The organism is Streptomyces sp. iso_384 (genome assembly GCF_056172905.1).
This window is the reverse complement of sequence record NZ_JBWBTT010000001.1, coordinates 5,122,569-5,145,127: the sequence shown is the minus strand read 5'-3', so window position 1 is coordinate 5,145,127 and position 22,559 is coordinate 5,122,569. Positions and strand designations below refer to the sequence as shown.

Here is a 22,559-nt window from a genome sequence, read left to right as displayed (position 1 = left end):
GGGCAGACCCCTCCACCACCGAAAACTCATCGGCCGGCGGGCCACCCGGACCGCGAGGCGAGCGACGCAACCCGGCACATAGCGGAAGGTTCCCGGCCGGACTCTTGTCGGAGGGCCCCACGCCATGTCATACAGGTCTGGACCATTGCTGTCCGGATGGAAGGCACCCCCGTGCAACGCCCCCACATATCTGCCGCGTTGGCCTTTTCCGCCCTGCTCCTCACCCCCCTCCTCTCCGCCTGCGGTGGTACCGTCGAAGCCGACACACAGCCCCCCGGCACCCCCGAGGGCGTGACCGCCCAGGCCAGCAGTTCCACCTCGGTGCACGTCATGTGGAAGGCCGCCTCCGACGACGAGAAGGTCGCCGGCTACGAGATCTACCGGGGAGAGGCCAAGGTCAAGAGCGTCCCCGCGACCAAGACCATGATCGACGTCGACGGGCTCACGGCCTCGACGGACTACACCTTCAGCGTCCGGACCAAGGACACGGCCGGGAACCTGTCCGCGCCAAGCAAGGCCGTCCCCGTCACCACCCAGGCCATCCCGCCCAAGGACGACACGCCTCCCACCGCCCCGGCGAAACTGGCGGGCCGCGCCGACGGAAGCCGCGCCGCCACCCTCACCTGGGGCGCCGCCAAGGACGACGTCGGCGTCACCTCGTACGACATCTACCAGGAGGACTCCCGGATCCACAGCGTCGTGGGCACCGAGACCTCGGCGAAGGTGACGGGCCTGCGCCCCGGGACCGTCTACACCTTCACCGTCCGGGCCCGTGACGCCTCCGACAAGTCCTCGGCCGACAGCAACGCGCTCGACCTCACCACCGAGTCCGCCCCCGGCGCGCCCGCGAGCACCGCCCCCACCGGTCTGCGCACCGAGATCGGCAAGGAGGGCGCCGAGTTCACCCTCGACCTGTCCTGGGACCAGCCCGAGACGGGCGGTGTGATCCCCGCCTACGAGCTCTACCTGAACGGCAAGCTGACCACCACCATCGTCTGGGGCGGCACGCCCCCGAAGGGCCGGGCCACCTACCGCCTGAACCTCCCCGACCCGGCGGGCACCCGCTACTCGCTCAAGCTCAGGGCCAAGCTTCCGGACGGCACGTGGGGCGACTTCTCGGCCCAGCCGACAGTGGTCCTGACGGACTGACACCGGTCGCGGCATCCGCCTCCCAGGCGTGCGGCCCCTCGCGCCCTGTGGCCATCGGCACCGGAAGAGCCGGAGGGGCGGAACCGGCGGAGGCCGGCTACGACAGGAGCCTCCGCTCGCCCGGTGTCACGCTGAGCGGGCTTCGCCTACGGTAGATCTCTGTGGTGATCCATGAAGGGCGGGGAGATGCGCGGCGCGCGAAAGGGCCTGTCGGGCCTGCTGGTTGTGGTATTTCTGGCGGTGGCGGGATGCAGTTCCGGGGGCGAGGACTCCGCCGGTGCGAAGGACGACAAGGGCGGCCGGAGCGCAACGTCGAAGCCCGCCGGGAAGCCGGAGCTGAAAGCGCACGAAGCGCCGGTGAGATTCGCGGCGCAGCGTACGGGTGATCAGCTCGTCCAGTACGGGCCCTGGCGGAATTCGGCTCTGGTCGGGCGCTATCTCTTCACCCGGACCGTCGAGGACGTCCAGGTCACGGATGTGGCCACCGGGCGGCAGGCGGGGCCGCGACTGAGGCCGAAGAACCCGGTCGGGCGCGTGTACCAGGGCGCGTTCGAACGGGACACGGACCGTCAGGACGCCCTGGCCCCGTTCGCCCTGGAGCGGACGGACGGGCCACCCCTCGTCCTCGTCCCCTTCCACGTGTCCAAGCAAGGCCGTGGCACCGCCGCATCCCAGGAACTCGTCGAGCTCATGGTGCTCGACTCCGGCACCGGCAAGCTCCGCAGCAGCCTGGAGACCCCGCTGGTGGCGGATGCGTACCGGGACGCGAACCAGGGCCGGTCCACGGCTGTACGCGTCGTGGGCGCCCAGGACGGCACGGTGGCGGTCTCGCTGCGCGTCCACGCACGGCGGTCCGGCTCGGCCAACTCCGTGAGGGAGACCATCGGTGTCGACCTGAGCGACCCGGACCGGCCCAGGACCGCCTGGAAGAAGGCGGGCTTCGAGGCGTACACCGTCGCCGGAGGAAACGCGGTGGGCGCGGAGGCCGACACCGGCCTGCAGTACAAGGTGCTGACGGCCGTGAGTATGGAGGACGGCAACACGGTGTGGCAGGACCGCACCCACGAGCGCACCGCGGGCATGAACCCCGAACTCCAGGCGCAGTGGACGACGCCCGCCGGGCCGGACCGGATCATCACGACGAGGGTGACGCGCAGCGGCCTCGTCTCCTCCACCGCCCAGCTGCTCCTCGTGGACGCGGCGACGGGCAAGCACCGACCGCTGTCCGGCAAGCAGCGACCTGTGCACTGCCGCTACGACGGTACGTCGGTCGTGGTGTGCGGTCCGTACCCCGGCACGAGATCCCCGAAGGAGGTCTTCGCCCTCGACGCCCCCAGCGGAAAGATCCTCTGGGAACTGCCCGACCGTGCGGCAGGCCGCATCGTCCCCGAGGTCACCGCCGTCCGGCACGGCCGGGTCTACGCCGACACCCCTTCGGGCCCGGTGGTCCTGGACGCGCGCAGCGGCAAGGACATCGAACTCGATCCGGGCGTTGCTCCGGTGCTCGTCAACGAGTACGCGGGAGTGGCCGCCAGGTCGCGCGGCTCGGACTCCGGCCGGGCATCGGACGAGGACTGGGAGCTGTCCCTGCACCACACACGCGGCTGACCCCGCCGTGCACGCGAACCGCCCCCGGCGCTGTGCGGTGCCGGGGGCGGTGTTCGTACCTCGTGACGGGTCAGCGCAGTTGCTCGTACGCCGGCAGCGTCAGGAAGTCCGCGTAGTCCTGGTCCAGGGAGACCTGGAGCAGGAGGTCGTGGGCCTGCTGCCACTTGCCGGCGGTGAAGGTCTCCTCGCCGATCTCCGCGCGGATCGCGGCCAGTTCCTCGGCGGCGACCTTGCGGGCCAGGTCGGCCGTGGCGTGTTCGCCGTTCTCGAAGACCACGTCCGCGTTGATCCACTGCCAGATCTGCGAGCGGGAGATCTCGGCGGTGGCCGCGTCCTCCATCAGGTTGAAGATGGCGACCGCGCCCAGGCCGCGCAGCCAGGCCTCGATGTAGCGGATGCCGACCGCGACGGCGTTGCGCAGGCCGTCGTAGGTGGGCTTGGCGTCGAGGGTGTCGATGGCGATCAGGTCGCCGGGCGCCACCGAGACGTCCTCGCGCAGCCGGTCCTTCTGGTTCGGCCTCTCGCCGAGGACCGCGTCGAAGGAGGCCAGCGCGATCGGGACCAGGTCGGGGTGGGCGACCCAGGAGCCGTCGAAACCGTCGCCCGCCTCGCGGTCCTTGTCGGCCTTGACCTTCTCGAAGGCCACCTTGTTGACCTCGGCGTCGCGGCGCGAGGGGATGAAGGCGGCCATGCCGCCGATCGCGTGCGCGCCGCGCTTGTGGCAGGTGCGGACCAGGAGTTCGGTGTACGCCCGCATGAACGGGGCGGTCATCGTCACCGCGTTGCGGTCCGGCAGGACGAACTTGGCTCCGCCGTCACGGAAGTTCTTGACGATGGAGAAGAGGTAGTCCCAGCGGCCCGCGTTCAGGCCGGCGGCGTGGTCGCGCAGCTCGTAGAGGATCTCCTCCATCTCGTACGCGGCGGTGATCGTCTCGATCAGGACGGTGGCGCGGACCGTGCCCTGCGGGATGCCGACGTAGTCCTGGGCGAAGACGAAGATGTCGTTCCAGAGGCGGGCCTCCAGGTGCGACTCCGTCTTCGGCAGGTAGAAGTACGGGCCCTTGCCGAGGTCGATCAGGCGCTGAGCGTTGTGGAAGAAGTAGAGGCCGAAGTCGACCAGCGCACCGGGCACGGAGACGCCGTCCAGCTGGAGGTGGCGCTCCTCCAGGTGCCAGCCGCGCGGGCGCATGACGACCGTGGCGAGTTCGTCGGCGGACTTCAGCGCGTACGACTTGCCGGACTTCGGGTCGGTGAAGTCGATGCGGCGCTCGTAGGCGTCGGTCAGGTTGAGCTGGCCGAGGACGACGTTCTCCCACGTCGGGGCGGAAGCGTCCTCGAAGTCGGCGAGCCAGACCTTCGCGCCCGAGTTCAGGGCGTTGATGGTCATCTTGCGGTCGGTCGGACCGGTGATCTCCACCCGGCGGTCGTCGAGCGCCGCCGGGGCGGGTGCGACCTTCCAGGAGTCGTCCGCGCGGACCGCCGCCGTCTCGGGCAGGAAGTCCAGCGTGGAGGTGCGGGCGATCTCGGCGCGGCGCTCCCCGCGCCGGGCGAGCAGCTCATTGCGGCGCGGGGTGAACTGCCGGTGCAGTTCCGCCACGAACGCGAGGGCCGCGTCGGTCAGGACCTCTTCCTGCCGGGGCAGGGGCTCGGCATCGACGATGGCCAGCGTGGACGGCGCTGGTGCGGACATGAGCTGTCACTCCTTCAGCGGGCGGCGGCGTCATGGCCGCCGGGTCGCCTGATACGGCACGGCGTGCCATGGCTCCGAGATACGGCCGTGGGCGCCGTCTGAGGTTCAGAGGGCTTCTGACCAGTGGATAGTAGTTTCCTCATGGTGGAAGTTCAATGGTTTGTTGATGTCGAGATTCTCCGGGTCGACAGAAACGGGCCGGTGGCGGCGCAGCGTGCCAGCACGGCCACGGACGGTGGACGGTGAGCGGCGTCGTCCGTCACTCCAAGTGCTTGAGATCCTGCGTGGTGTCGATGTCGTACGCCTCGGCCACATCCGAACACTCCACGAGCGTGATCGCATCGCGGTGTTCCCGCAGATACACCCGCGCGCCCCGGTCGCCCACCGCCCCCGCGGCGATGTCCGTCCACCGGTCCGCGCCGAACAGCACCGGATGGCCCCGCTCCCCGTCGTACGAGGCGGCCGCCAGGCTCGCCCGCGAGCGGTACGCCAGACGCACCCGCGCCACCGCCTCCGCACCGATCCCCGGCTGATCGACCAGAAGGACGAGCGCCGCATCCGCGTCCGTCCCGCTCAACGCGGCCAGACCCAGACGGAGCGAGGAGCCCATGCCGTCCTCCCAGCCCGGGTTCACCGTCACCGCGCAGCCCGGGAGATCCGCGCGGGCCCGCACCTCGTCGGCCGCCGCGCCCAGCACCACGTGCAGCGGGCCGCAGCCGCCGTTGCCCAGGGAGCGCACCGCGTGCTCGATCAGCGGGCGGCCCCGGTGCTCCAGCAGCGCCTTGGGCCGGCCGCCGAGCCGACGGCCCCCTCCGGCGGCCAGCAGCAACCCCGCGACCTCGGGGTTCTTCGCCTGGGAGCGCGTGTTCGTAGCCATGTGCGTAACCATGGGGTCTGGATACCACTGAGCCCTTCGCACACGCGACACGCATGTCACCCTCAGGGGTAACCCTGATTTCTTTCCGTGGGCTGGCGCGCACTGCCTGTCATGGCGTTAACTTGCGGACGAACCCGGGGACTTGGCCACCGCCCGGGATCGGGGGTCACACCGGCACAAGGACGTGCGAGGGGGAGTGCTGTGTTGCGAAGCGTGGGGCAGAAGCGGCTGACCGGCAGCGGCGAGGACCCGAGAGTGGCCGAGCTGCGGATGGCCGTGTCCCGGCTTCGCCGGGAGCTGGCCGGGCTCCGGATCGAATTCCCCGACCGGCCGGTCGCCGAGGACGAGCTGGCGGCCCTGGACGCGATGGCCGTCAGCGGCGTGCCCGAGATCCCCCGGATGCGCCGTTCCCTGCTGCTGATCGCGGGGGCGATCGGCTCGGTGAGCGCGCTGGCCGCCGCGCTGCGCGAGGTGCGCAACGCGGTCGACCTCTTCGGGGAGCCCCCGCGCGGGTGAGCGCGAGGCGAAGCCCTCACCCGGCCCGCGCGGCTGAACCGCCGGGCGTGTCCCGTCAGCGGCGGATCAGCCTGCGGGCCGTGGCCGCCGCGACCGCCGACGTACGGGAGTCGACGCCCAGCTTGGCGTAGATGTGCACCAGGTGGGACTTCACCGTGGCCTGGCTCAGGAACAGCCGCTTGCTGATCTGCAGGTTCGACAGGCCCTCCCCGACCAGCTGGAGCACCTCCAGCTCCCGCCGCGTCAGCGCCTCGGCCGGGGTGCGCATCCGGTCCATCAGCCGGTGCGCCACCGAGGGCGCCAGCGCCGAGCGGCCCGCCGCCGCCGTGCGCACCGCGGCCGCCAGCTCCTGCGGCGGCGCGTCCTTCAGCAGATAGCCGCTCGCCCCGGCCTCGACCGCCGCCAGGATGTCCGCGTCGGAGTCGTAGGTCGTGAGGATCAGGACCCGCGGGCCGTCCGGCAGCGCGGTGATCGTCGCGGTGGCCTCCGAGCCGTGCAGACCCGTACCGAACTGGAGGTCCATGAGGACCACGTCGAAGCCGCCCGCCGCCGCCAGGGCGACGGCCTCCTCGGCGGTGGCGGCCTCACCGGCGACCCGGAAGCCCGGCTCGGTGTCCAGGACCGCCCGCAGCCCCGCCCGGACGACCGGGTGGTCGTCGGCGAGCAGCAGCCGGATCGCCGCCGCGCCCTCGCCCCCGCTCATGCCGCACGCTCCGTCTCCGCGACGGGCAGCGGCAGGGTGAGCGCCACCGCCGTGCCCTGGCCGGGCGCCGACTCCACGCTCAGCGCACCGCCGAGCGATCCCGCGCGCGCCCGCATCGCCGGCAGCCCGAAGCCGCCGTCGCCGCGCTCGTGCACCGGCGCCCCGGACGGGTCGAAGCCCTGCCCGTCGTCCACGACGTCCAGGGCCACCGAGGTGTCCATGAAGCTCAGGGTGATCTCCGCCCGCCCGGCCCGCGCATGGCGCACCGTGTTGGCCAGCGCCGACTGCGCGGTCCGCAGCAGCGCCACCTCGTACGGGGTCGGCAGCTCCACCGGAGTGCCGCTGACCGCGAACCGTACGGTCAGGTCCGGTGCGGTCGTACGGGCGCAGAGCCGCTCCAGCGCGGCGGCCAGCGAACCGTGCTCCAGATCCGGCGGCGTCAGGGCGCGGACGAAGGAACGGGCCTCGGCGAGATTGGCCTGCGCGGCCTCGCGGGCGGCACGGACATGCGCGGCGGCCGGGGCGTCCTCGGGCAGCGAGCGCTCGGCCGCACGCAGCAGCAGCTGGATGCTCGACAGACCCTGGGCCAGCGTGTCGTGGATCTCCCGGGCGAGGCGCTCACGCTCGGCGAGCGTCCCGGCGGTACGTTCCGCCTCGGCCAGGTCGGCGCGGGTGGCGACCAGCTCCACGATCAGCTCGCGCCGCCGTTCGCTCTCCCGGAACAGGGCGTCGTACCCGAGGACCGTGGCGACGGCGACCGCCGCTCCGATCAGCGGCCCGATGAACGCGCCGGGCGCGATCTCCTGCCGGTGCACGACGAAGCTGGTGATCGCAGCGGCCGCGGTGACCACGACGGAGGGCAGCGCCCAGCGCATCGGCAGGAAGTGGAGCTGGAGGAAGTAGAGCGGGAAGGCCACCCACAGGGCGTCCGGCGACAGCACCAGCAGCGCCGCCCACAGGATCCACAGCCCGCCCAGCCACCGCGCCCCCGCCCGGCTCCCCGGCTGTACGGAGGAGGTCAGCGCCCCCGCCGCGTACAGCGCCGCCGTCAGCAGCGTCACGGCCACGACCGCCGCCGTGTCCTGCGCGTCCTCGCTCACCGCGCGCACCACGACCAGGGCCAGCAGCCCCGCCAGCAGCGCGTGCAGACAGAGTCGCAGGGCTGCCGTGACGTGGGTGTGCGATCGCGAATCCATGGTTCGTCCAGCGTAGCCGCGGCCTTCCCGGTCCCGGTCAATCGAAAGGTTGATCCCGGGCCCGTCCGCCGCGCGATGTTTTCCCGCCCGCGCCGCATGACGCTGGAGCCCATGTTCGTCGCATGGAGAGACCTCCGCTTCGCCAAGGGCCGGTTCACGCTCATGGGCTCGGTCGTGGTGCTGATCACGCTGCTCGTGGGCCTGCTGTCCGGCCTCACCGCCGGGCTGGCCCGGGAGAACACCTCGGCCGTCACCGGGCTCGACGCCGACCATCTGGCCTTCGCCGCGCCACCGGACGGGCAGGCGGAGTCGTTCGCCGACTCGACCGTCCGGGAGGACGACTGGCGGGCCTGGGCCGCCCGGCCCGGGGTCGAGGCCGCGCAGCCGGTCGGCATCCGGACCCTGAACGCCACCGCCGGTGAGCGGAGCGTCGCCGTCTCCGCATTCGGCGTCGAACCGGACGGCACGCTCGGGCCGGACGGCATCGGGCCGGGGCGGGTCGTGCTCTCCGCACGGGCGGCCGAGGACCTGGGAGCCGCCGCCGGTGACCGGATCGCGCTCGGCCGGACCGAACGCGAGGTCGCCGCTGTCGCCACCGACGCCTCGTACAGCCACACGCCCGTCGTCTGGACCACCCTCGACGACTGGCAGCAGACCGGCCACGACGGCGCCGGGCCCGCCGAACAGGCGACCGTGATCGCCCTGACCACCACCGGCGGCGTCGACCTCGCGGCCGGGGACGAGGCGGCGGGCACCAGCACGCTCGCCCTCGACGCCTCCCTCACCGCGATCGGCTCCTACCAGGCGGAGAACGGTTCGCTGCAACTGATGCGCGGCTTCCTCTTCGCTATCTCCGCCCTCGTCATCGGCGCGTTCTTCACCGTCTGGACGATCCAGCGCAGCGGCGACGTCGCCGTACTGAAGGCGCTCGGCGCATCGACCCCGTACCTCCTGCGCGACGCGCTCGGGCAGGCCGTGGTGATGCTCGCCCTCGGTACGGGTCTGGGCACCGCGCTCGCCGCCGGGGCCGGCGCCCTGATCGGCGGGGGAGCCGTGCCGTTCGTGCTGGACGCGGCGACCGTCCTCGTCCCGGCCGCCGTGATGATCGCCCTCGGCGCGCTCGGGGCCGCCCTGTCCGTCCGGCGGATCACCGCCGTCGACCCGCTCACCGCACTCGGGAGTGCCCGATGACGCTCACCCTGACCGACGTCACCCTCACCTACCCGGACGGCGAGGGCCGGCTCACCGCCCTGGACCGGGTGTCGCTGGACGTGCCGGCGGGCACGCTCACCGCCGTCGTCGGGCTCTCCGGCTCCGGCAAGTCCAGCCTGCTCGCCGCAGCCGCCACGCTGGTCACCCCGGACTCCGGCGAGGTCGTCGTGGCCGGGACGCCGACCGCCGGGCTGAGCCGCGCGGGCCGGGCCGCCCTGCGCCGGGACCATATCGGCATCGTCTTCCAGCAGCCCAACCTGCTGCCCTCGCTGACCGCCGCCGAACAGCTCCAGGCGATGCGCCACCTCTCCGGCGGCCCGGTGCGCGCCGCCCGCCGCCGGGCCCTGGAGCTGCTGGACGCGGTCGGACTCGCCGACCGCGCCGACCGGCGGCCGCACCAGCTCTCGGGCGGTCAGCGCCAGCGGATCAACATCGCGCGGGCCCTGATGAACGAACCGGCGGTCCTGCTCGTCGACGAGCCGACCAGCGCGCTCGACCACGAACGGGGTGCGGCCGTGCTCGACCTGCTGGTCACCCTGACCCGGGAGCGCGCCACCGCCACGGTGCTGGTCACGCACGATCTGGCGCACCTGGACCGGATGGACCGCACGGCGACGATGGACGACGGGCGGCTGACCGTACCGGCCCGGGTCTGACCGGCCCGGGGCGGGGGCGGGACGCGGCGGGGTCCGGAACACCGGGCCCCGCCGCACCCCGTCTCTGAATCGTCGGCGGTCTCGGCGGTCTCGGGGGTCTCGGCGGTTCAGCCGCCGTTCGAACCGCTGCTCGCCAGGGCGTCGGACAGCTCCTTGGCGACCTGCTGGAGGATCGGCACGATCCGCTCCGTGGCCGCCTCGGTCACCCGGCCCGCCGGGCCCGAGATGGAGATCGCGGCGGAGGTGGGGGAGTTCGGCACGGAGACCGCGAGACACCGCACCCCGATCTCCTGCTCGTTGTCGTCCACCGCGTATCCGGCGCGGCGCACCGCCTCCAGGGCGTCCAGGAAGCCCTCCGGCGTGGTGATCGTCTTCTCCGTGGCGGCCGGCATGCCCGTACGGGCCAGGAGCGCGCGGACCTCGTCGGCGGGGGTGTGCGCGAGGAGCGCCTTGCCCACCCCGGTGGAGTGCGGCAGCACCCGGCGGCCGACCTCGGTGAACATCCGCATGGAGTGCTTGGACGGCACCTGGGCGACGTACACGATCTCGTCCCCGTCCAGCAGCGCCATGTTGGCGGTCTCGCCGGTCTCCTCCACCAGCCGGCTGAGGTAGGGGCGGGCCCAGGTGCCCAGCAGCCGGGAGGCGGACTCGCCGAGCCGGATCAGGCGGGGGCCGAGCGCGTAGCGCCGGTTGGGCTGCTGGCGTACGTATCCGCAGACGACCAGGGTGCGCATCAGCCGGTGGATGGTCGGCAGGGGAAGACCGCTGCTCGCGGACAGCTCGCTCAGCCCGACCTCGCCCCCGGCATCGGCCATCCGCTCCAGCAGATCGAAGGCGCGCTCAAGGGACTGCACCCCACCGCTGGAACCGGAGGGCTTGGAGTCGGCTGTGCTGGCGTGGGACGGCGGCACGTCAACGGTCCTTTCGAAGCGGAAGGCAAGGCAGCAGCCTACCGGGCGGTTCCCGGACGGCCCACAGCTGCCCGGTCGGCGTCCATGCCGGTCAGGGCCTGTTTTGTCCGGGTGCCGCCGGTCGGTGCGGGCGGCTCGGCACCGCCTCTCCTGACCCATGCTACGTTCCGCAGTTCGAAATCGGACTTCTACTTTGTGGAAACCTCCAGTCGGGGGTCCGGGTGGTACGGCGGGTCCCCGCGACGGAAGGTGGGGTCTTGACGAGGGCGTTCCCCGAGTGAAGACTCCACCGAAGCTTCAACAGTTCGTTGAATTCCTGTTGTGGATCAGTGGATCATCTGTTGTGGATCATTTCTGGAGTGAAGGAGCACGGGTGTCCGGTCCGGACGTGAACCTGGTACTGCGCTCGACGCGCGTCGTCACCCCCGAGGGGACCCGCCCGGCGGCGGTCGCCGTAGCGGGCGGGACGATCGACGCGGTCCTGCCGTACGACACCGAGGCGCCCGCGGGCGCCCGCCTGGAGGACTTCGGCGACGACGTCCTGCTGCCCGGACTGGTCGACACCCACGTCCACGTGAACGACCCCGGCCGCACCGAGTGGGAGGGCTTCTGGACCGCCACCCGCGCGGCCGCCGCCGGTGGCATCACCACGCTCCTGGACATGCCGCTCAACTCCCTCCCGCCGACCACCACCGTCGGGAACCTGCACACCAAGCAGCAGGTCGCCGCCCCCAAGGCGCACGTCGACACCGGCTTCTGGGGCGGCGCGATCCCGTCCAACGTCAAGGATCTGCGCCCGCTGTACGAGGCCGGGGTCTTCGGCTTCAAGTGCTTCCTGTCGCCCTCCGGCGTCGAGGAGTTCCCGGAGCTGGACCAGGAGCAGCTGGCCCGCTCCATGGCGGAGATCGCCGGATTCGGCGGACTGCTCATCGTGCACGCCGAGGACCCGCACCACCTGGCCGACGCCCCGCAGCGCCCCGGCCCCGCCTACGCCGACTTCCTCGCCTCCCGCCCGCGCGACGCCGAGAACACCGCGATCGAAGGGCTCATCGCCCACGCCAAGCGGCTGAACGCCCGCGTCCACGTCCTGCACCTCTCCTCCAGCGACGCCCTGCCGCTGATCGCCGCCGCCAAGCGCGAGGGCGTCCGCGTCACCGTCGAGTCCTGCCCGCACTTCCTCACCCTCACCGCCGAGGAAGTCCCGGACGGGGCCACCGAGTTCAAGTGCTGCCCGCCGATCCGCGAAGCCGCCAACCAGGACGCCCTGTGGGCCGGGCTCGCCGACGGCACCATCGACTGCATCGTCAGCGACCACTCGCCCTGCACCACGGACCTCAAGACCCCGGACTTCGCCTCCGCCTGGGGCGGCATCTCCTCCCTCCAGCTCGGCCTGCCCGCCATCTGGACCGAGGCCCGCAGGCGCGGCCACTCCCTCGACGACGTCGCCCGCTGGATGTCCGCCGCCCCCGCCGAGCTCGCCGGGCTGACCCGCAAGGGCGCCATCGAGGCCGGCCGCGACGCCGACTTCGCGGTCCTCGCCCCCGAGGCGACTTTCACCGTCGACCCCGCCGAGCTCTTCCACCGCAACCAGGTCACCGCCTACGCCGGGAAGACCCTGCACGGCGTGGTCCGCTCCAGCTGGCTGCGCGGTGTCCGCATCGCCTCCGACGGCGTCCTCGCCGAGCCCACCGGCCGCCTCCTCGAACGCGACCACTGACCGTTCCCGAAAGGACACCCCGACCATGACGGACGCCGCGATACCCCGCTTCACCGGAGACGCCCGCCCCTATGCGGGCGGCGACCCGTACGCCGACCACCGCACCGCCGACTTCCCCTTCACTCACCTCGTCGACCTGGCCGATCGCCGCCTCGGCGCGGGCGTGATCGCCGCCAACGACGAGTTCTTCGCCGAGCGCGAGAACCTGCTGAAGCCCGAGCCCGCCGTCTTCGACCCGGAGCACTTCGGGCACAAGGGCAAGATCATGGACGGCTGGGAGACCCGCCGCCGGCGCGGCGTCAGCGCCGCCGAACCGCACCCCACCGCCGACGACCACGACTGGGCCCTCGTCCGCCTCGGCGCGCCCGGCGTCATCCGGGGCATCGTCCTGGACACCGCCCACTTCCGCGGCAACTACCCGCAGGCCGTCTCCGTCGAGGCGGTGTCCCTGCCCGGTTCCCCGTCGCCCGAGGAGCTCCTCGCTCCCGACGTGAAGTGGACGGTGCTCGTCCCCCGTACGGCGGTCGGCGGCCACGCGGCGAACGGCTTCGCCGTCGACACCGAGCAGCGCTTCACCCACCTGCGGGTCAACCAGCACCCGGACGGCGGAATCGCCCGGCTGCGGGTGTACGGAGAGGTCGCCCCGGACCCCGCCTGGCTCGCCGCCCTCGGTACGTTCGACCTCGCGGCGCTGGAGAACGGCGGCCGGGTCGAGGACGCCTCCGACCGCTTCTACTCCCCGGCCACCAACACCATCCAGCCCGGCCGCTCGCGCAAGATGGACGACGGCTGGGAGACCCGCCGCCGGCGCGACCGGGGCAACGACTGGATCCACTACCGCCTCGCCGCGCAGTCCGGGATCCGGGCCGTCGAGATCGACACCGCCTACCTCAAGGGCAACTCCGCCGGCTGGGCGAGCCTCTCGGCGCAGGACGGCGACGACGGCGACTGGACGGAGATCCTGCCCCGGACCCGCCTCCAGCCCGACACCAACCACCGCTTCGTGCTGGACGGGACCGTCCGGGCCACCCAGGTGCGGATCGACATCTTCCCGGACGGCGGCATCTCACGGCTCCGGCTGTTCGGATCGCTCACCGAGGAGGGCGCCGCCGCGCTGGCTGCCCGTCACCGGGAGCTCGGCGGCTGACCCCCGAGGACGGGCAGGGCCGGACGCACCGCGGTCGCGCAGGGGGGCCGCGGTGTGCCCGGCCGGTCCCGTTACGTGAGGGTGTGTCACCCTGGTCGGGGTGCGGCGAGCGGGCCCGGGGCCCGGCGGACCGCACCTTCCGACGCCCTCGACCAGGAGACCCCCATGATCTTCATCGCCGTCAAGTTCACCGCCCTCGTCGCCGAGCGCGACAACTGGCTTCCCCGGCTGGAGGACTTCACCGTCGCCACCCGCAGCGAGCCCGGCAACGTCTTCTTCGACTGGTCCTACAGCGTGGAGAACCCCGGCGAGTTCGTCCTGCTGGAGGCCTTCGCCGACGCGGCGGCGGGCGAGGCGCACGTGAACTCCGACCACTTCAAGGCGGCGATCGAGACGATGTCGGAGATGGTGGCCGAGGTCCCCGAGATCATCAACGTCGAGGTGGCGGGCACCGGCTGGTCCCGGATGGCGGAGGTCACCCCGCGCAACCGGTGACCAGGGAGCCTTCCCAGGGTCTGTCGTCACACGGCCGCCTGCCGGGCGACGACGGCAGTGTGACGACAGACCCTAGAACTCCTCGTGCGACTCCGGGTCGCCGCCGAACCGCCGCTGCCGCCCGGACGCGATCGTCGTCAGCTCCTGCGCCGTCAGCTCGAACCCGAACAGATCGAGGTTCTCGCGCTGCCGGCCCGGGTCCGCGGACTTCGGCACCGGCACCGCGCCCAGCTGGGTGTGCCAGCGCAGTACCACCTGGCCGGGGCTCACCCCGTGGTCCTCGGCGATCGCCACGGTCGAGGGATCCTCCAGCACCTCGCGGCCCCGGGCCAGCGGGCTCCAGCTCTCCGTGACGATGCCCTTCGCCGCGTGCACCGCCCGCAACTCCTCCTGCGGGAGCAGCGGATGCATCTCGATCTGGTTCACCGAGGGCAGCACGCCCGTCTCCCGCTCCAGCCGCTCCAGGTGCGCGGCGGTGAAGTTGGAGACGCCGATCGAGCGGACCAGGCCGTCCTCGCGGAGCCGGATCATCGCCTTCCAGGTGTCCACGTACCTGTCGACGCGGGGGAGCGGCCAGTGGATCAGATACAGGTCGACGTACTCCAGGCCCAGCCGGGCCCGTGACTCCTCGAACGAGGCGAGCGTCTCCTCGTACCCCTGGTGCCGGCCGGGCACCTTCGTGGTGACGACGACCTCTTCGCGGGGCACGCCGCTGCGGGCGATGCCCCGGCCGGTGCCGGTCTCGTTGCCGTAGGTGAGGGCCGTGTCGACCAGCCGGTAGCCCAGCCCCAGGGCCCCGGCGACGGCCTCCTCGGCCGCCGCGTCGTCCAGCGGGTAGGTGCCGAGCCCCACCGCCGGGAGCCGTGTGCCGTCGTTGAGCGTGTGAACCGGTGTGCCGGACATGTGCTGGTCCTGTCCTTCCCGTCGCTGCCCCGTCCCGGCCAGCGTAGGGGCGCGGCCGGTACGGGGCAGCCGGACGGGGCCGCCGGGGGAGCGCGCCCGGCGTACGCCCGGGCGGCGGCGGTACTCAGGCCGCGTGGCCGCCGTCCACGACGAGTTCCGTGCCCGTGATGAAGCCCGCCTCGGCGCTCACGAGGTAGGCGACGAGCGAGGCGATCTCCTCCGTCGTGCCGAAGCGGCCCAGCGCGTTCGCCGCGCGCTGGCCCTCGGCCAACGGCCCGTCGGCCGGATTGAGATCGGTGTCCACGGCCCCCGGCTGAATCACGTTCACCGTGATGCCGCGCGGCCCCAGCTCCCTGGCGAGCGGCTTGGTCAGCCCGGTCAGGGCGGACTTGCTGAGCCCGTAGAGCGTGGAGCCGGGCCCGCCGGCGTACCGGCTCAGGGCGGAGCCCACGGAGATGACGCGGCCGCCGTCGGCCAGCCGTTCCGCCGCCGCCCGGCAGGCGAGGAAGGCCGCCCGTACGTTCACCGTCAGCGTCCGGTCCACGTCAGGACCGGCGAGCGTGGCGATCGGGCCGAGGACGCCGACGCCCGCGTTGTTGACCAGGATGTCGAGCCGGCCGAGCGCGTCCGCCGCCCGGTGCACGGCGTCGGCGGCCGCGTCGGCGTCCGCCGCGTCGCAGCGCAGGGCGACGCCCCGCCGGCCGAAGCCCTCGATCTTCGCGACGACCGCACGGGCCGCCGCCTCGTCCTGGACGTAGGTGACGGCGACGTCCGCGCCGTCCTGGGCGAGCCGCAGCGCGATCGCGGCGCCGATGCCCCGGCTGCCCCCGGTGACCAGGGCGGCCCGCTGTGGAAGGCCGGTGGGAACGGTGGCGGAAGCGGCGACAGGAGCGGTGCCGGACAGGGGTGCGGAAGAGCTGCTGGAAGAAGCACGGGAAGCGGTGCTGGACATGGCTGTTCCTCGCTGACGGGGATGCCGTCGCTCCGACGGCATCCCCCAGCAAACGCGCGCCGGGGCCCGCGCACCGGCGGCTATCGGACACCCACGGCAGCCCCGGGGCCGCCTACCGTAACGGCAGCAGCGCGGGGTCCGTCGCCGCCGCCCGCAGGCGGACCAGAATGGCGCGGGCCGCCTTGTCGTAGCCGAGGTTGTTGTTCTGGAGCACCGACTCGGCGTTGGCCAGCTCCAGCAGCGCGATCACCTCGAACGCCAGCTGGCACACGTCGGTGTCCCCGTGCAGCTCCCCGGTGGACCTGGCCTCCTCGATCGTCTCCTCCACGAAGGTGACCCAGCCCGTCTGCGCGGACGCCAGGGCGTCGTGGACCCGGCCGCTGCGGGCGTCGAACTCCGCGGTGGCGGCGTAGAAGAAGCAGCCGCCCCGGAACACCCGCTCGCGGGAGTACGCGATCCACGCCTCGCACATCCGCCAGACCCGCCCCAGCCCCGGGGGCACCGACCGGGTCGGGCGCAGCACATGGTCGACATAGACGGCCACCGCCCCCCGTACGGTCGCCAGCTGAAGCCCCTCCTTCGAGCCGAAGAGCGCGAACACGCCGCTCTTGCTCAGCCCCAGCTCGGTGGCCAGCCGCCCCAGCGACAGGCCCTCCAGTCCTTCGACCGAGGCGATCTGCACCGCCCGCCCCAGAATCAGCTGCCGGGTCTGGTTCCCCCGCTCGACCCGTCCGTCCGCTCTTACCGACGCCATGTGACCACTCCGTGTCTCAGAGTTATCGAGGCGTCAGTCTAGGGAGCGGTGGCGCGGGTCGCCGGACCCTCCGTCGCCCGCCGGAACGGCCGGACCGCCTCTGACCACGGCCGATGCCCGCCGACGCCCGGCCGTTGAGACAGGTGTTCCCTTCCCGGGAGCCGGGCGGGTAGCGTGATCGTTCCGCGTGCGAGCCGGTGAGGTCTCCACATCACCTCCGTGGAGCTCCAGGAGAACCAGGTGTCCGCTGTCGCCGTGCCCGCCGTCGCACCCCCGCACCGCGCCTGGGCCACCGATCTGCCCGTGCTGGCGGTCGCCGTCGTCTGGGGCGCCAGCTACCTCGCGGCCAAGGGCATCACCACCACCCACACCGTCATCGCCGTGCTCGTCCTGCGGTTCGCGGTCGTGCTGCCGGTGCTCGTGGCGACCGGTTGGCGCCGGCTGAGGGCGCTGACCGGCGCGCAGTGGCGGGGCGCCGGTCTGCTGGGCCTGGTGCTGAGCGGGATCTTCCTGCTGGAGACGTACGGGGTGGTGCACACCTCCGCCACCAACGCCGGGCTGATCATCAGCCTCACCATGATCTTCACGCCGCTGGCCGAGGCCGCCGTGACCCGGGTGCGCCCGTCGGCCGGGTTCGTCGCCGCGGCCGGGCTCTCCGTCACCGGGGTGGTCCTGCTGACCCAGGGCGGCGGGTTCACCGGCCCGTCGGCCGGTGATCTGCTGATGCTGCTCGCCGCCCTCGCCCGGACCGTCCATGTGCTGGCGATGGCCCGGATCAAGGCGGTCCGGAACGCCGACTCGCTCTCCCTGACCACCGTTCAGCTCGGCAGCGCGGTCGCCGTCTTCGCCGTCCTCGCCGCCGTCCCCGGCACCGGCGCCTCGCCGTGGAGCGCGGCGGCGGACTTCGGCGCGCGGGAGTGGGCGGGGCTGGTCTTCCTCTCGGTGTTCTGCACGCTGTTCGCGTTCTTCGTCCAGATGTGGTCCGTACGCCGCACCTCGCCGTCCCGGGTCAGCCTGCTGCTCGGTACGGAACCGCTGTGGGCCGCCGCGGTCGGCATCAGCCTCGGCGGGGAACGGCTCGGGCTGCTCGGGGCGACCGGTGCGGTGCTCGTCCTGGCGGGCACCGTGTGGGGCAGGCGGGACGCGGACCGGGAGCGCGCCGGGGCGTAGGGCCTGTCGTTCGGATCAGGCCCTACGCCCTCACCGGGTCGTGATCGTGCCCATCAGCTCTTGATCGAGTCCGCGGCGATCATCACGGCCGTGCCCGTCACGATCAGCACGATGTTGACGAACAGCATGCGGTCGCTGAGAAAGTCGATGTGCCGCACCACCGTCCACAGCCGGAACCAGCCCGTCCACTCGTACAGCAGCCCGCCCACACCCTGGGCGAAGACGAGGAACCCGATCGTCTCGACGATTCTCTTCATGGCCCGAGCCTCCCGCCCGGCCCGGGCCCGCCGCGTCGGCCACCGGTCCCGCCCGCCGCGCCGAAAGTAGCGGACCGCGCGACTTTGGTAGCCGCCTGGCCCCGTGACGCCCCTCCGCGGCGGGGTGCTGCGTAACTTTGTCGACATGACGCGCACCGAGTACCGCTGGCTGCTCCCGTCGGCGATGGCCGATCCCGGCCTGCCCGACGACCGGGCCCGGACGCGGCGGACCGTACGGGACTGGGTCGTCGACATCACGGCCTTCCTCTGCGCCGCGGGGTTCGGCCTGCTGGTCCTCGCCGCGATCGAGGCGGACGACACCACGGCGGACGTCGTCGTGGTCGTGGACTCGGTGATCGGGGCCGCGGCCTGCTGCGCGCTCTGGGTCCGGCGGCGCTGGCCCGTCGCACTCGCCGCCGTGCTGACCGTCGTCTGCATCATCGAACCCGTGGCGGCGGGCGCGCTGATGGTGGCCCTCTTCAGTCTGGCCGTCCACCGGCCCTTCAAGCCCGTGGCGATCGTCGGCGCGGGCGCCCTGGCCGTCACGCCCCTCCAGCCCTTCCTGCGCCCCGACCCGGCGACCTCCTACGTCGCCTCGACCATCATCGGGGTCCTGCTGGTCCTGCTGGTGCTCAGCTGGGGCATGGTCGTACGCTCCCGGCGCCAGCTCGTCGTCACCCTCCGGGAACGGGCCCGTCGCGCCGAGGCCGAGGCGGAGCTGCGCGCCGAGCAGGCCCAGCGGCTGGCCCGGGAGGCCATCGCCCGCGAGATGCACGACGTCCTGGCCCACCGGCTGACGCTCCTCAGCGTGCACGCCGGGGCCCTCGAATTCCGGCCCGACGCCCCCGCCGCCGAGGTGGGCCGGGCCGCCGGCGTCATCCGGGACAGCGCCCACGAGGCCCTCCAGGACCTCCGCGAGATCATCGGCGTCCTGCGCGGGCCCGGCGACACCGACGAGGGCGACCGGCCGCAGCCCACCCTCGCCACCCTGGACACCCTCGTCGCCGAATCCCGGCTCGCGGGCATGAAGGTCACCGTCGACAACCGGGTCGCCGACCCCCAGCACGCCCCCGCCGCCACCGGCCGCACGGTCTACCGGATCGTGCAGGAGTGCCTGACCAACGCCCGTAAGCACGCGCCCGGCGCCGAGGTCCGCCTCACCGTGACGGGCTGCCCAGGTGATGGCCTCACCGTCGAGGTGGAGAACCCCGCCCCCGTCGAACCCTTCGAGCGGGTCCCCGGCTCCGGCCAGGGGCTCATCGGCCTCACCGAACGCGCCACGCTGGCCGGCGGCGCGCTGGAGCACGGCCCGACGAAGGGCGGCGGCTTCGCGGTCCGGGCCCGGCTTCCGTGGCCGGCCGCGTGACGCCCGCGGCCGTGACGCCGGGCCGGAAGCCCGCCCCGTGGGCCGCGCGCCCCGGCTGGTTACGGTGGCCGTCATGAACACCCCGGCGTCCCCGACACCCCCGGCGTCCCCCGCGCCCCCGCCCGTCCGGCTGCTGATCGTCGACGACGACCCGCTGGTCCGCGCCGGGCTGACCCTGATGCTCGGCGGAGACGAGGCCATCGACATCGTGGGGGAGGCCGCGGACGGCGTCGAGGTCGAGGAGCTCGTCGAGCGACTGCGCCCCGACGTGGTCCTGATGGACATCCGGATGCCGGTGATGGACGGACTCACCGCCACCGAGCGACTGCGCCGCCGGCCCGGGGCCCCCGAAGTCGTCGTCCTCACCACCTTCCACGCGGACGAACAGGTGCTCCGGGCCATCCGGGCCGGGGCGGCCGGATTCGTCCTGAAAGACACCCCGCCCGCCCGGATCGTCGATTCGGTGCGCCGGGTCGCCGCCGGGGATCCGGTGCTCTCGCCCGCCGTCACCCGTCAGTTGATGGCCCGTGCCGCGGGCGGCGGACCTGATGACCGCAGCGCCCGTACCGACCGCGCACGCAGGCGTTTCGACCAGCTCGCCGAGCGGGAGAAGGCCGTCGCCGTCGCGGTCGGACGCGGCGGATCCAACGCGGAGATCGCGGCCTCCCTCTACCTCAGCGTCGCGACCGTCAAGACCCATGTCTCACGGATTCTTGCCAAACTCGAACTCAACAACCGGGTGCAGATCGCCCTGTTGGTCCACGATGCGGGACTCCTCGACACGGACGAGGAGAGCGGCGGCGGCCTAGGCTGACGGAGTGCAGCGGACCGCAACGGATGAGGGGCTGACCACGATGGCTGTGCTCGATCTGCGGAACCTTCCCGACTTCACCGTCGACCCCTATCCGTACTACGCGAAGCTGCGCGCCGAAGGGCCGGTGCACACCGTGCGCACCGAGGAGATGGAGCGGATCTGGCTGATCGTCGGATACGAGGAGGCCCGTGCCGCCCTCGCCGACCAGCGGTTCGGCAAGGACTGGCGGACCAGCGGGCGTTGGACCGAGTCCGATGCCATGCTCAGCGCCAACATGCTGGAGATGGACGCCCCGCACCACACCCGGTTGCGCCGGCTCGTCGTCCGCGAGTTCACCCCCCGGCGCATCGAGGCGCTGCGCCCGCGCATCACCGAGGTCACCGCACAGCTCCTCGACGCCATGGTGCCCCGGGGCTCCGCGGATCTGGTGGACGCGCTCGCCTTCCCCCTGCCGATGACCGTCATCTGTGAACTCCTCGGCGTCCCGGACATCGACCGGGACGCCTTCCGGGCGCTCTCGAACGGCATCGTCACGCCCACCCCGGAACAGCGGGAGGCCGACCCGGTCGGGGCGATGAACGCCTATCTTGTCGACCTCATCGAGGACAAACGCCGCTCGCCCGGAGAGGACCTGCTGAGCGCGCTGATCCGGGCCCGGGACGAGGGCGGCGACAGCCTTTCCTCCGCCGAACTCGTCGGCATGGCCTTCGTGCTGCTGGTCGCCGGTCACGAGACCACCGTCAATCTGATCGCCAACGGGGTCCGCGCCCTGCTCGACCACCCCGGGCAACTCGCCCTGCTGCGCGCCGACCCGGGGCTGCTCGACAACGCGGTGGAGGAGATGCTGCGCTACGACGGACCGGTGGAGACCGCCACCTTCCGCTTTACTCGGGAGCCGGTGACCGTCGGCGACACGGTGATTCCGCGCGACGGGGCGGTGCTCGTCGCGCTGGCCTCCGCCGACCGCGACCCCGGCCGCTTCCCCGACCCGGACACCTTCGACATCCGCCGCGAGCCCCAGGGGCATCTGGGATTCGGCCACGGCATCCACTACTGCCTGGGCGCGCCGCTCGCCCGGATGGAGGCCCGCATCGCGATCGGCGCCCTGCTGGAGCGCTGCCCGGACCTCGCCCGCGACCCGTCCGGCGGTGAGCTGGACTGGCTGCCCGGCCTGCTGATGCGCGGGGCGCGAGGGCTACCGGTGCGCTGGTGAGGCGCGCCGCGGCCCCATCCGTCACCTCCTCCCGAAGGGAAACGCGTTGACCACTCCGCCCCTGGTCGATCTCGCAGCGCTCGGCGAGCAGTTCACCCGTGACCCCTACCCGGCCTACGCCGCCCTGCGTGAGAAGGGCCCGGTCCACCGGGTGCGGATCCCCGAGGGCGCGGACGCCTGGCTCGTCGTCGGATACGAGGCGGGCCGCGCCCTCCTCGCCGACCAGCGGCTCTCCAAACACTGGAGCCGGGCCTCGCCCGCGCTCGGGGTCAGCAAGGTGTCCGCGGGCTCCTCGATGCTCGGCTCCGACGCCCCCGACCACACCCGGCTGCGCAAGCTGGTCGCCCGCGAGTTCACCCCGCGCCGGATGGAGCGACTGGCCCCACGGGTGCAGGAGATGACCGACGGGCTGCTGGACTCGATGCTCGCCGCCCCGGACCGTACGGCGGACCTGGTCGAGGCGCTGTCCTTCCCGCTGCCGATGTCGGTGATCTGCGAACTGCTCGGCGTGCCGTTCCTGGACCGCGAGGACTTCCGCACCTGGTCCGGCCAGGCGGTCTCCGCCCTCGACGCGTCCCTGCGCGCCTCCTCCACCCAGGCGATGACCGCGTACATCGCCGCGCTGCTGGGCGACAAACGCGAGAAGCCGGGCGACGACCTGCTGAGCGCGCTGATCCACACCGCCGACGAGGACGGCGACCGGCTGTCCGGCGACGAACTGATCGGCATGGCCTGGCTGTTGCTGGTCGCCGGTCACGAGACCACCGTCAACCTCATCACCAACGGCGTGCACAACCTCCTCGCCCACCCCGGCCAACTGGCCGCTCTGCGCGCGGACTTCTCCTTGATCGACAACGCGGTCGAGGAGATCCTGCGCTTCGAGGGGCCCGTGGAGACCCCCACGTACCGCTTCACGACCGATCCGATCGAGGTCGGCGGGACGGTGATCCCCGGCGGCGGCGAACTGGTCCTCGTCGCGATGTCGGACGCCAACCGCGACCCCGCCCGCTACCCCGACGGGTCCCGCTTCGACATCACCCGCGACGCCCGGGGCCATATCGCCTTCGGGCACGGCATCCACTACTGCCTGGGCGCTCCGCTGGCCCGCATCGAGGCCAAGATCGCCATCCGGTCGCTGCTGGAGCGCTGCCCGGACCTGCGGCCGGCCGCCGACCCGGCGACGCTCGCCTGGCGCACCGGAATGCTGATGCGGGGCCCGCTGAGTCTTCCGGTCGCCTGGTAGCGGCGGGCCG

22 protein-coding genes are annotated in these 22,559 nt (G+C 72.7%); 13 read left to right on the top strand and 9 right to left on the bottom strand.

The annotated features are described in order from the left end of the window. Positions 1-156 precede the first annotated feature (156 nt). The gene (locus AC0VY3_RS23100) at positions 157-1,149 is read left to right on the top strand and encodes a fibronectin type III domain-containing protein (protein WP_475550483.1); all 993 of its coding nucleotides are present in this window, start codon (positions 157-159) and stop codon (positions 1,147-1,149) included. 186 nt (positions 1,150-1,335) lie between these two features. After that, positions 1,336-2,757 carry a hypothetical protein gene (locus AC0VY3_RS23095; RefSeq protein WP_475550482.1) on the top strand — a complete coding sequence of 474 codons (1,422 nt, stop codon included), beginning with the start codon at positions 1,336-1,338 and terminating at the stop codon, positions 2,755-2,757. A gap of 70 nt (positions 2,758-2,827) precedes the next feature. Here AC0VY3_RS23095 and aceB read toward each other — a convergent pair whose 3' ends face one another. Beyond that, a complete protein-coding gene (gene aceB / locus AC0VY3_RS23090) occupies positions 2,828-4,447 on the bottom strand; it encodes a malate synthase A (protein ID WP_103508740.1) in 1,620 nt (539 codons plus the stop codon). Between the two features lie 259 nt (positions 4,448-4,706). Further along, positions 4,707-5,336, bottom strand: a complete 630-nt coding sequence (locus tag AC0VY3_RS23085; RefSeq protein ID WP_475550481.1) for a nucleotidyltransferase family protein — start codon at positions 5,334-5,336, stop codon at positions 4,707-4,709. 201 nt (positions 5,337-5,537) lie between these two features. Here AC0VY3_RS23085 and AC0VY3_RS23080 point away from each other — a divergent pair, with 201 nt between their 5' ends. Beyond that, the gene (locus AC0VY3_RS23080; RefSeq protein WP_475551723.1) at positions 5,538-5,840 is read left to right on the top strand and encodes a DUF5955 family protein; all 303 of its coding nucleotides are present in this window, start codon (positions 5,538-5,540) and stop codon (positions 5,838-5,840) included. A 55-nt stretch (positions 5,841-5,895) separates the two neighbouring features. Here the strand turns inward: AC0VY3_RS23080 and AC0VY3_RS23075 are convergent, their stop codons facing one another. Next, the gene (locus AC0VY3_RS23075; protein ID WP_103508743.1) at positions 5,896-6,543 is read right to left on the bottom strand and encodes a response regulator transcription factor; all 648 of its coding nucleotides are present in this window, start codon (positions 6,541-6,543) and stop codon (positions 5,896-5,898) included. Beyond that, positions 6,540-7,739 carry a sensor histidine kinase gene (locus tag AC0VY3_RS23070; RefSeq protein WP_475550480.1) on the bottom strand — a complete coding sequence of 400 codons (1,200 nt, stop codon included), beginning with the start codon at positions 7,737-7,739 and terminating at the stop codon, positions 6,540-6,542. The genes AC0VY3_RS23075 and AC0VY3_RS23070 overlap by 4 nt, the downstream gene beginning before the upstream one ends. A gap of 111 nt (positions 7,740-7,850) precedes the next feature. Between AC0VY3_RS23070 and AC0VY3_RS23065 the strand changes: the two genes are divergently transcribed. After that, positions 7,851-8,930, top strand: a complete 1,080-nt coding sequence (locus tag AC0VY3_RS23065) for an ABC transporter permease (RefSeq protein ID WP_475550479.1) — start codon at positions 7,851-7,853, stop codon at positions 8,928-8,930. Further along, positions 8,927-9,607 carry an ABC transporter ATP-binding protein gene (locus AC0VY3_RS23060; RefSeq protein ID WP_475550478.1) on the top strand — a complete coding sequence of 227 codons (681 nt, stop codon included), beginning with the start codon at positions 8,927-8,929 and terminating at the stop codon, positions 9,605-9,607. The genes AC0VY3_RS23065 and AC0VY3_RS23060 overlap by 4 nt, the downstream gene beginning before the upstream one ends. Before the next feature lie 107 nt (positions 9,608-9,714). Here AC0VY3_RS23060 and AC0VY3_RS23055 read toward each other — a convergent pair whose 3' ends face one another. After that, a complete protein-coding gene (locus AC0VY3_RS23055; protein ID WP_030084043.1) occupies positions 9,715-10,518 on the bottom strand; it encodes an IclR family transcriptional regulator in 804 nt (267 codons plus the stop codon). 373 nt (positions 10,519-10,891) lie between these two features. Here AC0VY3_RS23055 and allB point away from each other — a divergent pair, with 373 nt between their 5' ends. The 3 genes from allB (at position 10,892) to AC0VY3_RS23040 (ending at position 13,877) form a co-directional block, all read left to right on the top strand. Further along, the gene (gene allB, locus AC0VY3_RS23050) at positions 10,892-12,235 is read left to right on the top strand and encodes an allantoinase AllB (RefSeq protein WP_103508746.1); all 1,344 of its coding nucleotides are present in this window, start codon (positions 10,892-10,894) and stop codon (positions 12,233-12,235) included. A gap of 25 nt (positions 12,236-12,260) precedes the next feature. Next, complete coding sequence (gene alc / locus AC0VY3_RS23045; RefSeq protein WP_103508747.1) at positions 12,261-13,382, top strand: allantoicase; 1,122 nt, start codon at positions 12,261-12,263, stop codon at positions 13,380-13,382. A 165-nt stretch (positions 13,383-13,547) separates the two neighbouring features. Then, positions 13,548-13,877 (top strand): putative quinol monooxygenase, encoded by a 330-nt coding sequence (locus tag AC0VY3_RS23040; RefSeq protein ID WP_103508748.1) that lies wholly within the window; start codon positions 13,548-13,550, stop codon positions 13,875-13,877. Positions 13,878-13,949: 72 nt separating this feature from the next. On the opposite strand, the gene AC0VY3_RS23035 is transcribed toward AC0VY3_RS23040, so the two are convergent. From AC0VY3_RS23035 to AC0VY3_RS23025, 3 genes are all read right to left on the bottom strand, one after another. Beyond that, on the bottom strand, positions 13,950-14,780 hold the full coding sequence (locus AC0VY3_RS23035) for an aldo/keto reductase (protein ID WP_475550477.1): 831 nt from the start codon (positions 14,778-14,780) through the stop codon (positions 13,950-13,952). Positions 14,781-14,904: 124 nt separating this feature from the next. Further along, positions 14,905-15,732: an SDR family NAD(P)-dependent oxidoreductase gene (locus AC0VY3_RS23030; protein WP_242743092.1), complete on the bottom strand. Its 828-nt coding sequence runs from the start codon at positions 15,730-15,732 to the stop codon at positions 14,905-14,907. Positions 15,733-15,844: 112 nt separating this feature from the next. Then, positions 15,845-16,486, bottom strand: a complete 642-nt coding sequence (locus tag AC0VY3_RS23025) for a TetR/AcrR family transcriptional regulator (protein WP_103508749.1) — start codon at positions 16,484-16,486, stop codon at positions 15,845-15,847. 240 nt (positions 16,487-16,726) lie between these two features. On the opposite strand from AC0VY3_RS23025, the gene AC0VY3_RS23020 reads away from it, so the two are divergent. Beyond that, on the top strand, positions 16,727-17,656 hold the full coding sequence (locus tag AC0VY3_RS23020; protein ID WP_475550476.1) for a DMT family transporter: 930 nt from the start codon (positions 16,727-16,729) through the stop codon (positions 17,654-17,656). A gap of 53 nt (positions 17,657-17,709) precedes the next feature. Here AC0VY3_RS23020 and AC0VY3_RS23015 read toward each other — a convergent pair whose 3' ends face one another. Further along, on the bottom strand, positions 17,710-17,913 hold the full coding sequence (locus tag AC0VY3_RS23015; protein WP_475550475.1) for a hypothetical protein: 204 nt from the start codon (positions 17,911-17,913) through the stop codon (positions 17,710-17,712). A 145-nt stretch (positions 17,914-18,058) separates the two neighbouring features. Between AC0VY3_RS23015 and AC0VY3_RS23010 the strand changes: the two genes are divergently transcribed. From AC0VY3_RS23010 to AC0VY3_RS22995, 4 genes are all read left to right on the top strand, one after another. Continuing rightward, a complete protein-coding gene (locus AC0VY3_RS23010) occupies positions 18,059-19,279 on the top strand; it encodes a sensor histidine kinase (protein WP_475550474.1) in 1,221 nt (406 codons plus the stop codon). Positions 19,280-19,352: 73 nt separating this feature from the next. Then, positions 19,353-20,093 carry a response regulator transcription factor gene (locus AC0VY3_RS23005; protein WP_475550473.1) on the top strand — a complete coding sequence of 247 codons (741 nt, stop codon included), beginning with the start codon at positions 19,353-19,355 and terminating at the stop codon, positions 20,091-20,093. Positions 20,094-20,133: 40 nt separating this feature from the next. Next, positions 20,134-21,306, top strand: a complete 1,173-nt coding sequence (locus AC0VY3_RS23000; RefSeq protein WP_475551722.1) for a cytochrome P450 family protein — start codon at positions 20,134-20,136, stop codon at positions 21,304-21,306. A gap of 46 nt (positions 21,307-21,352) precedes the next feature. After that, complete coding sequence (locus AC0VY3_RS22995) at positions 21,353-22,549, top strand: cytochrome P450 family protein (protein ID WP_475550472.1); 1,197 nt, start codon at positions 21,353-21,355, stop codon at positions 22,547-22,549. The last annotated feature ends 10 nt before the right edge of the window (positions 22,550-22,559 follow it).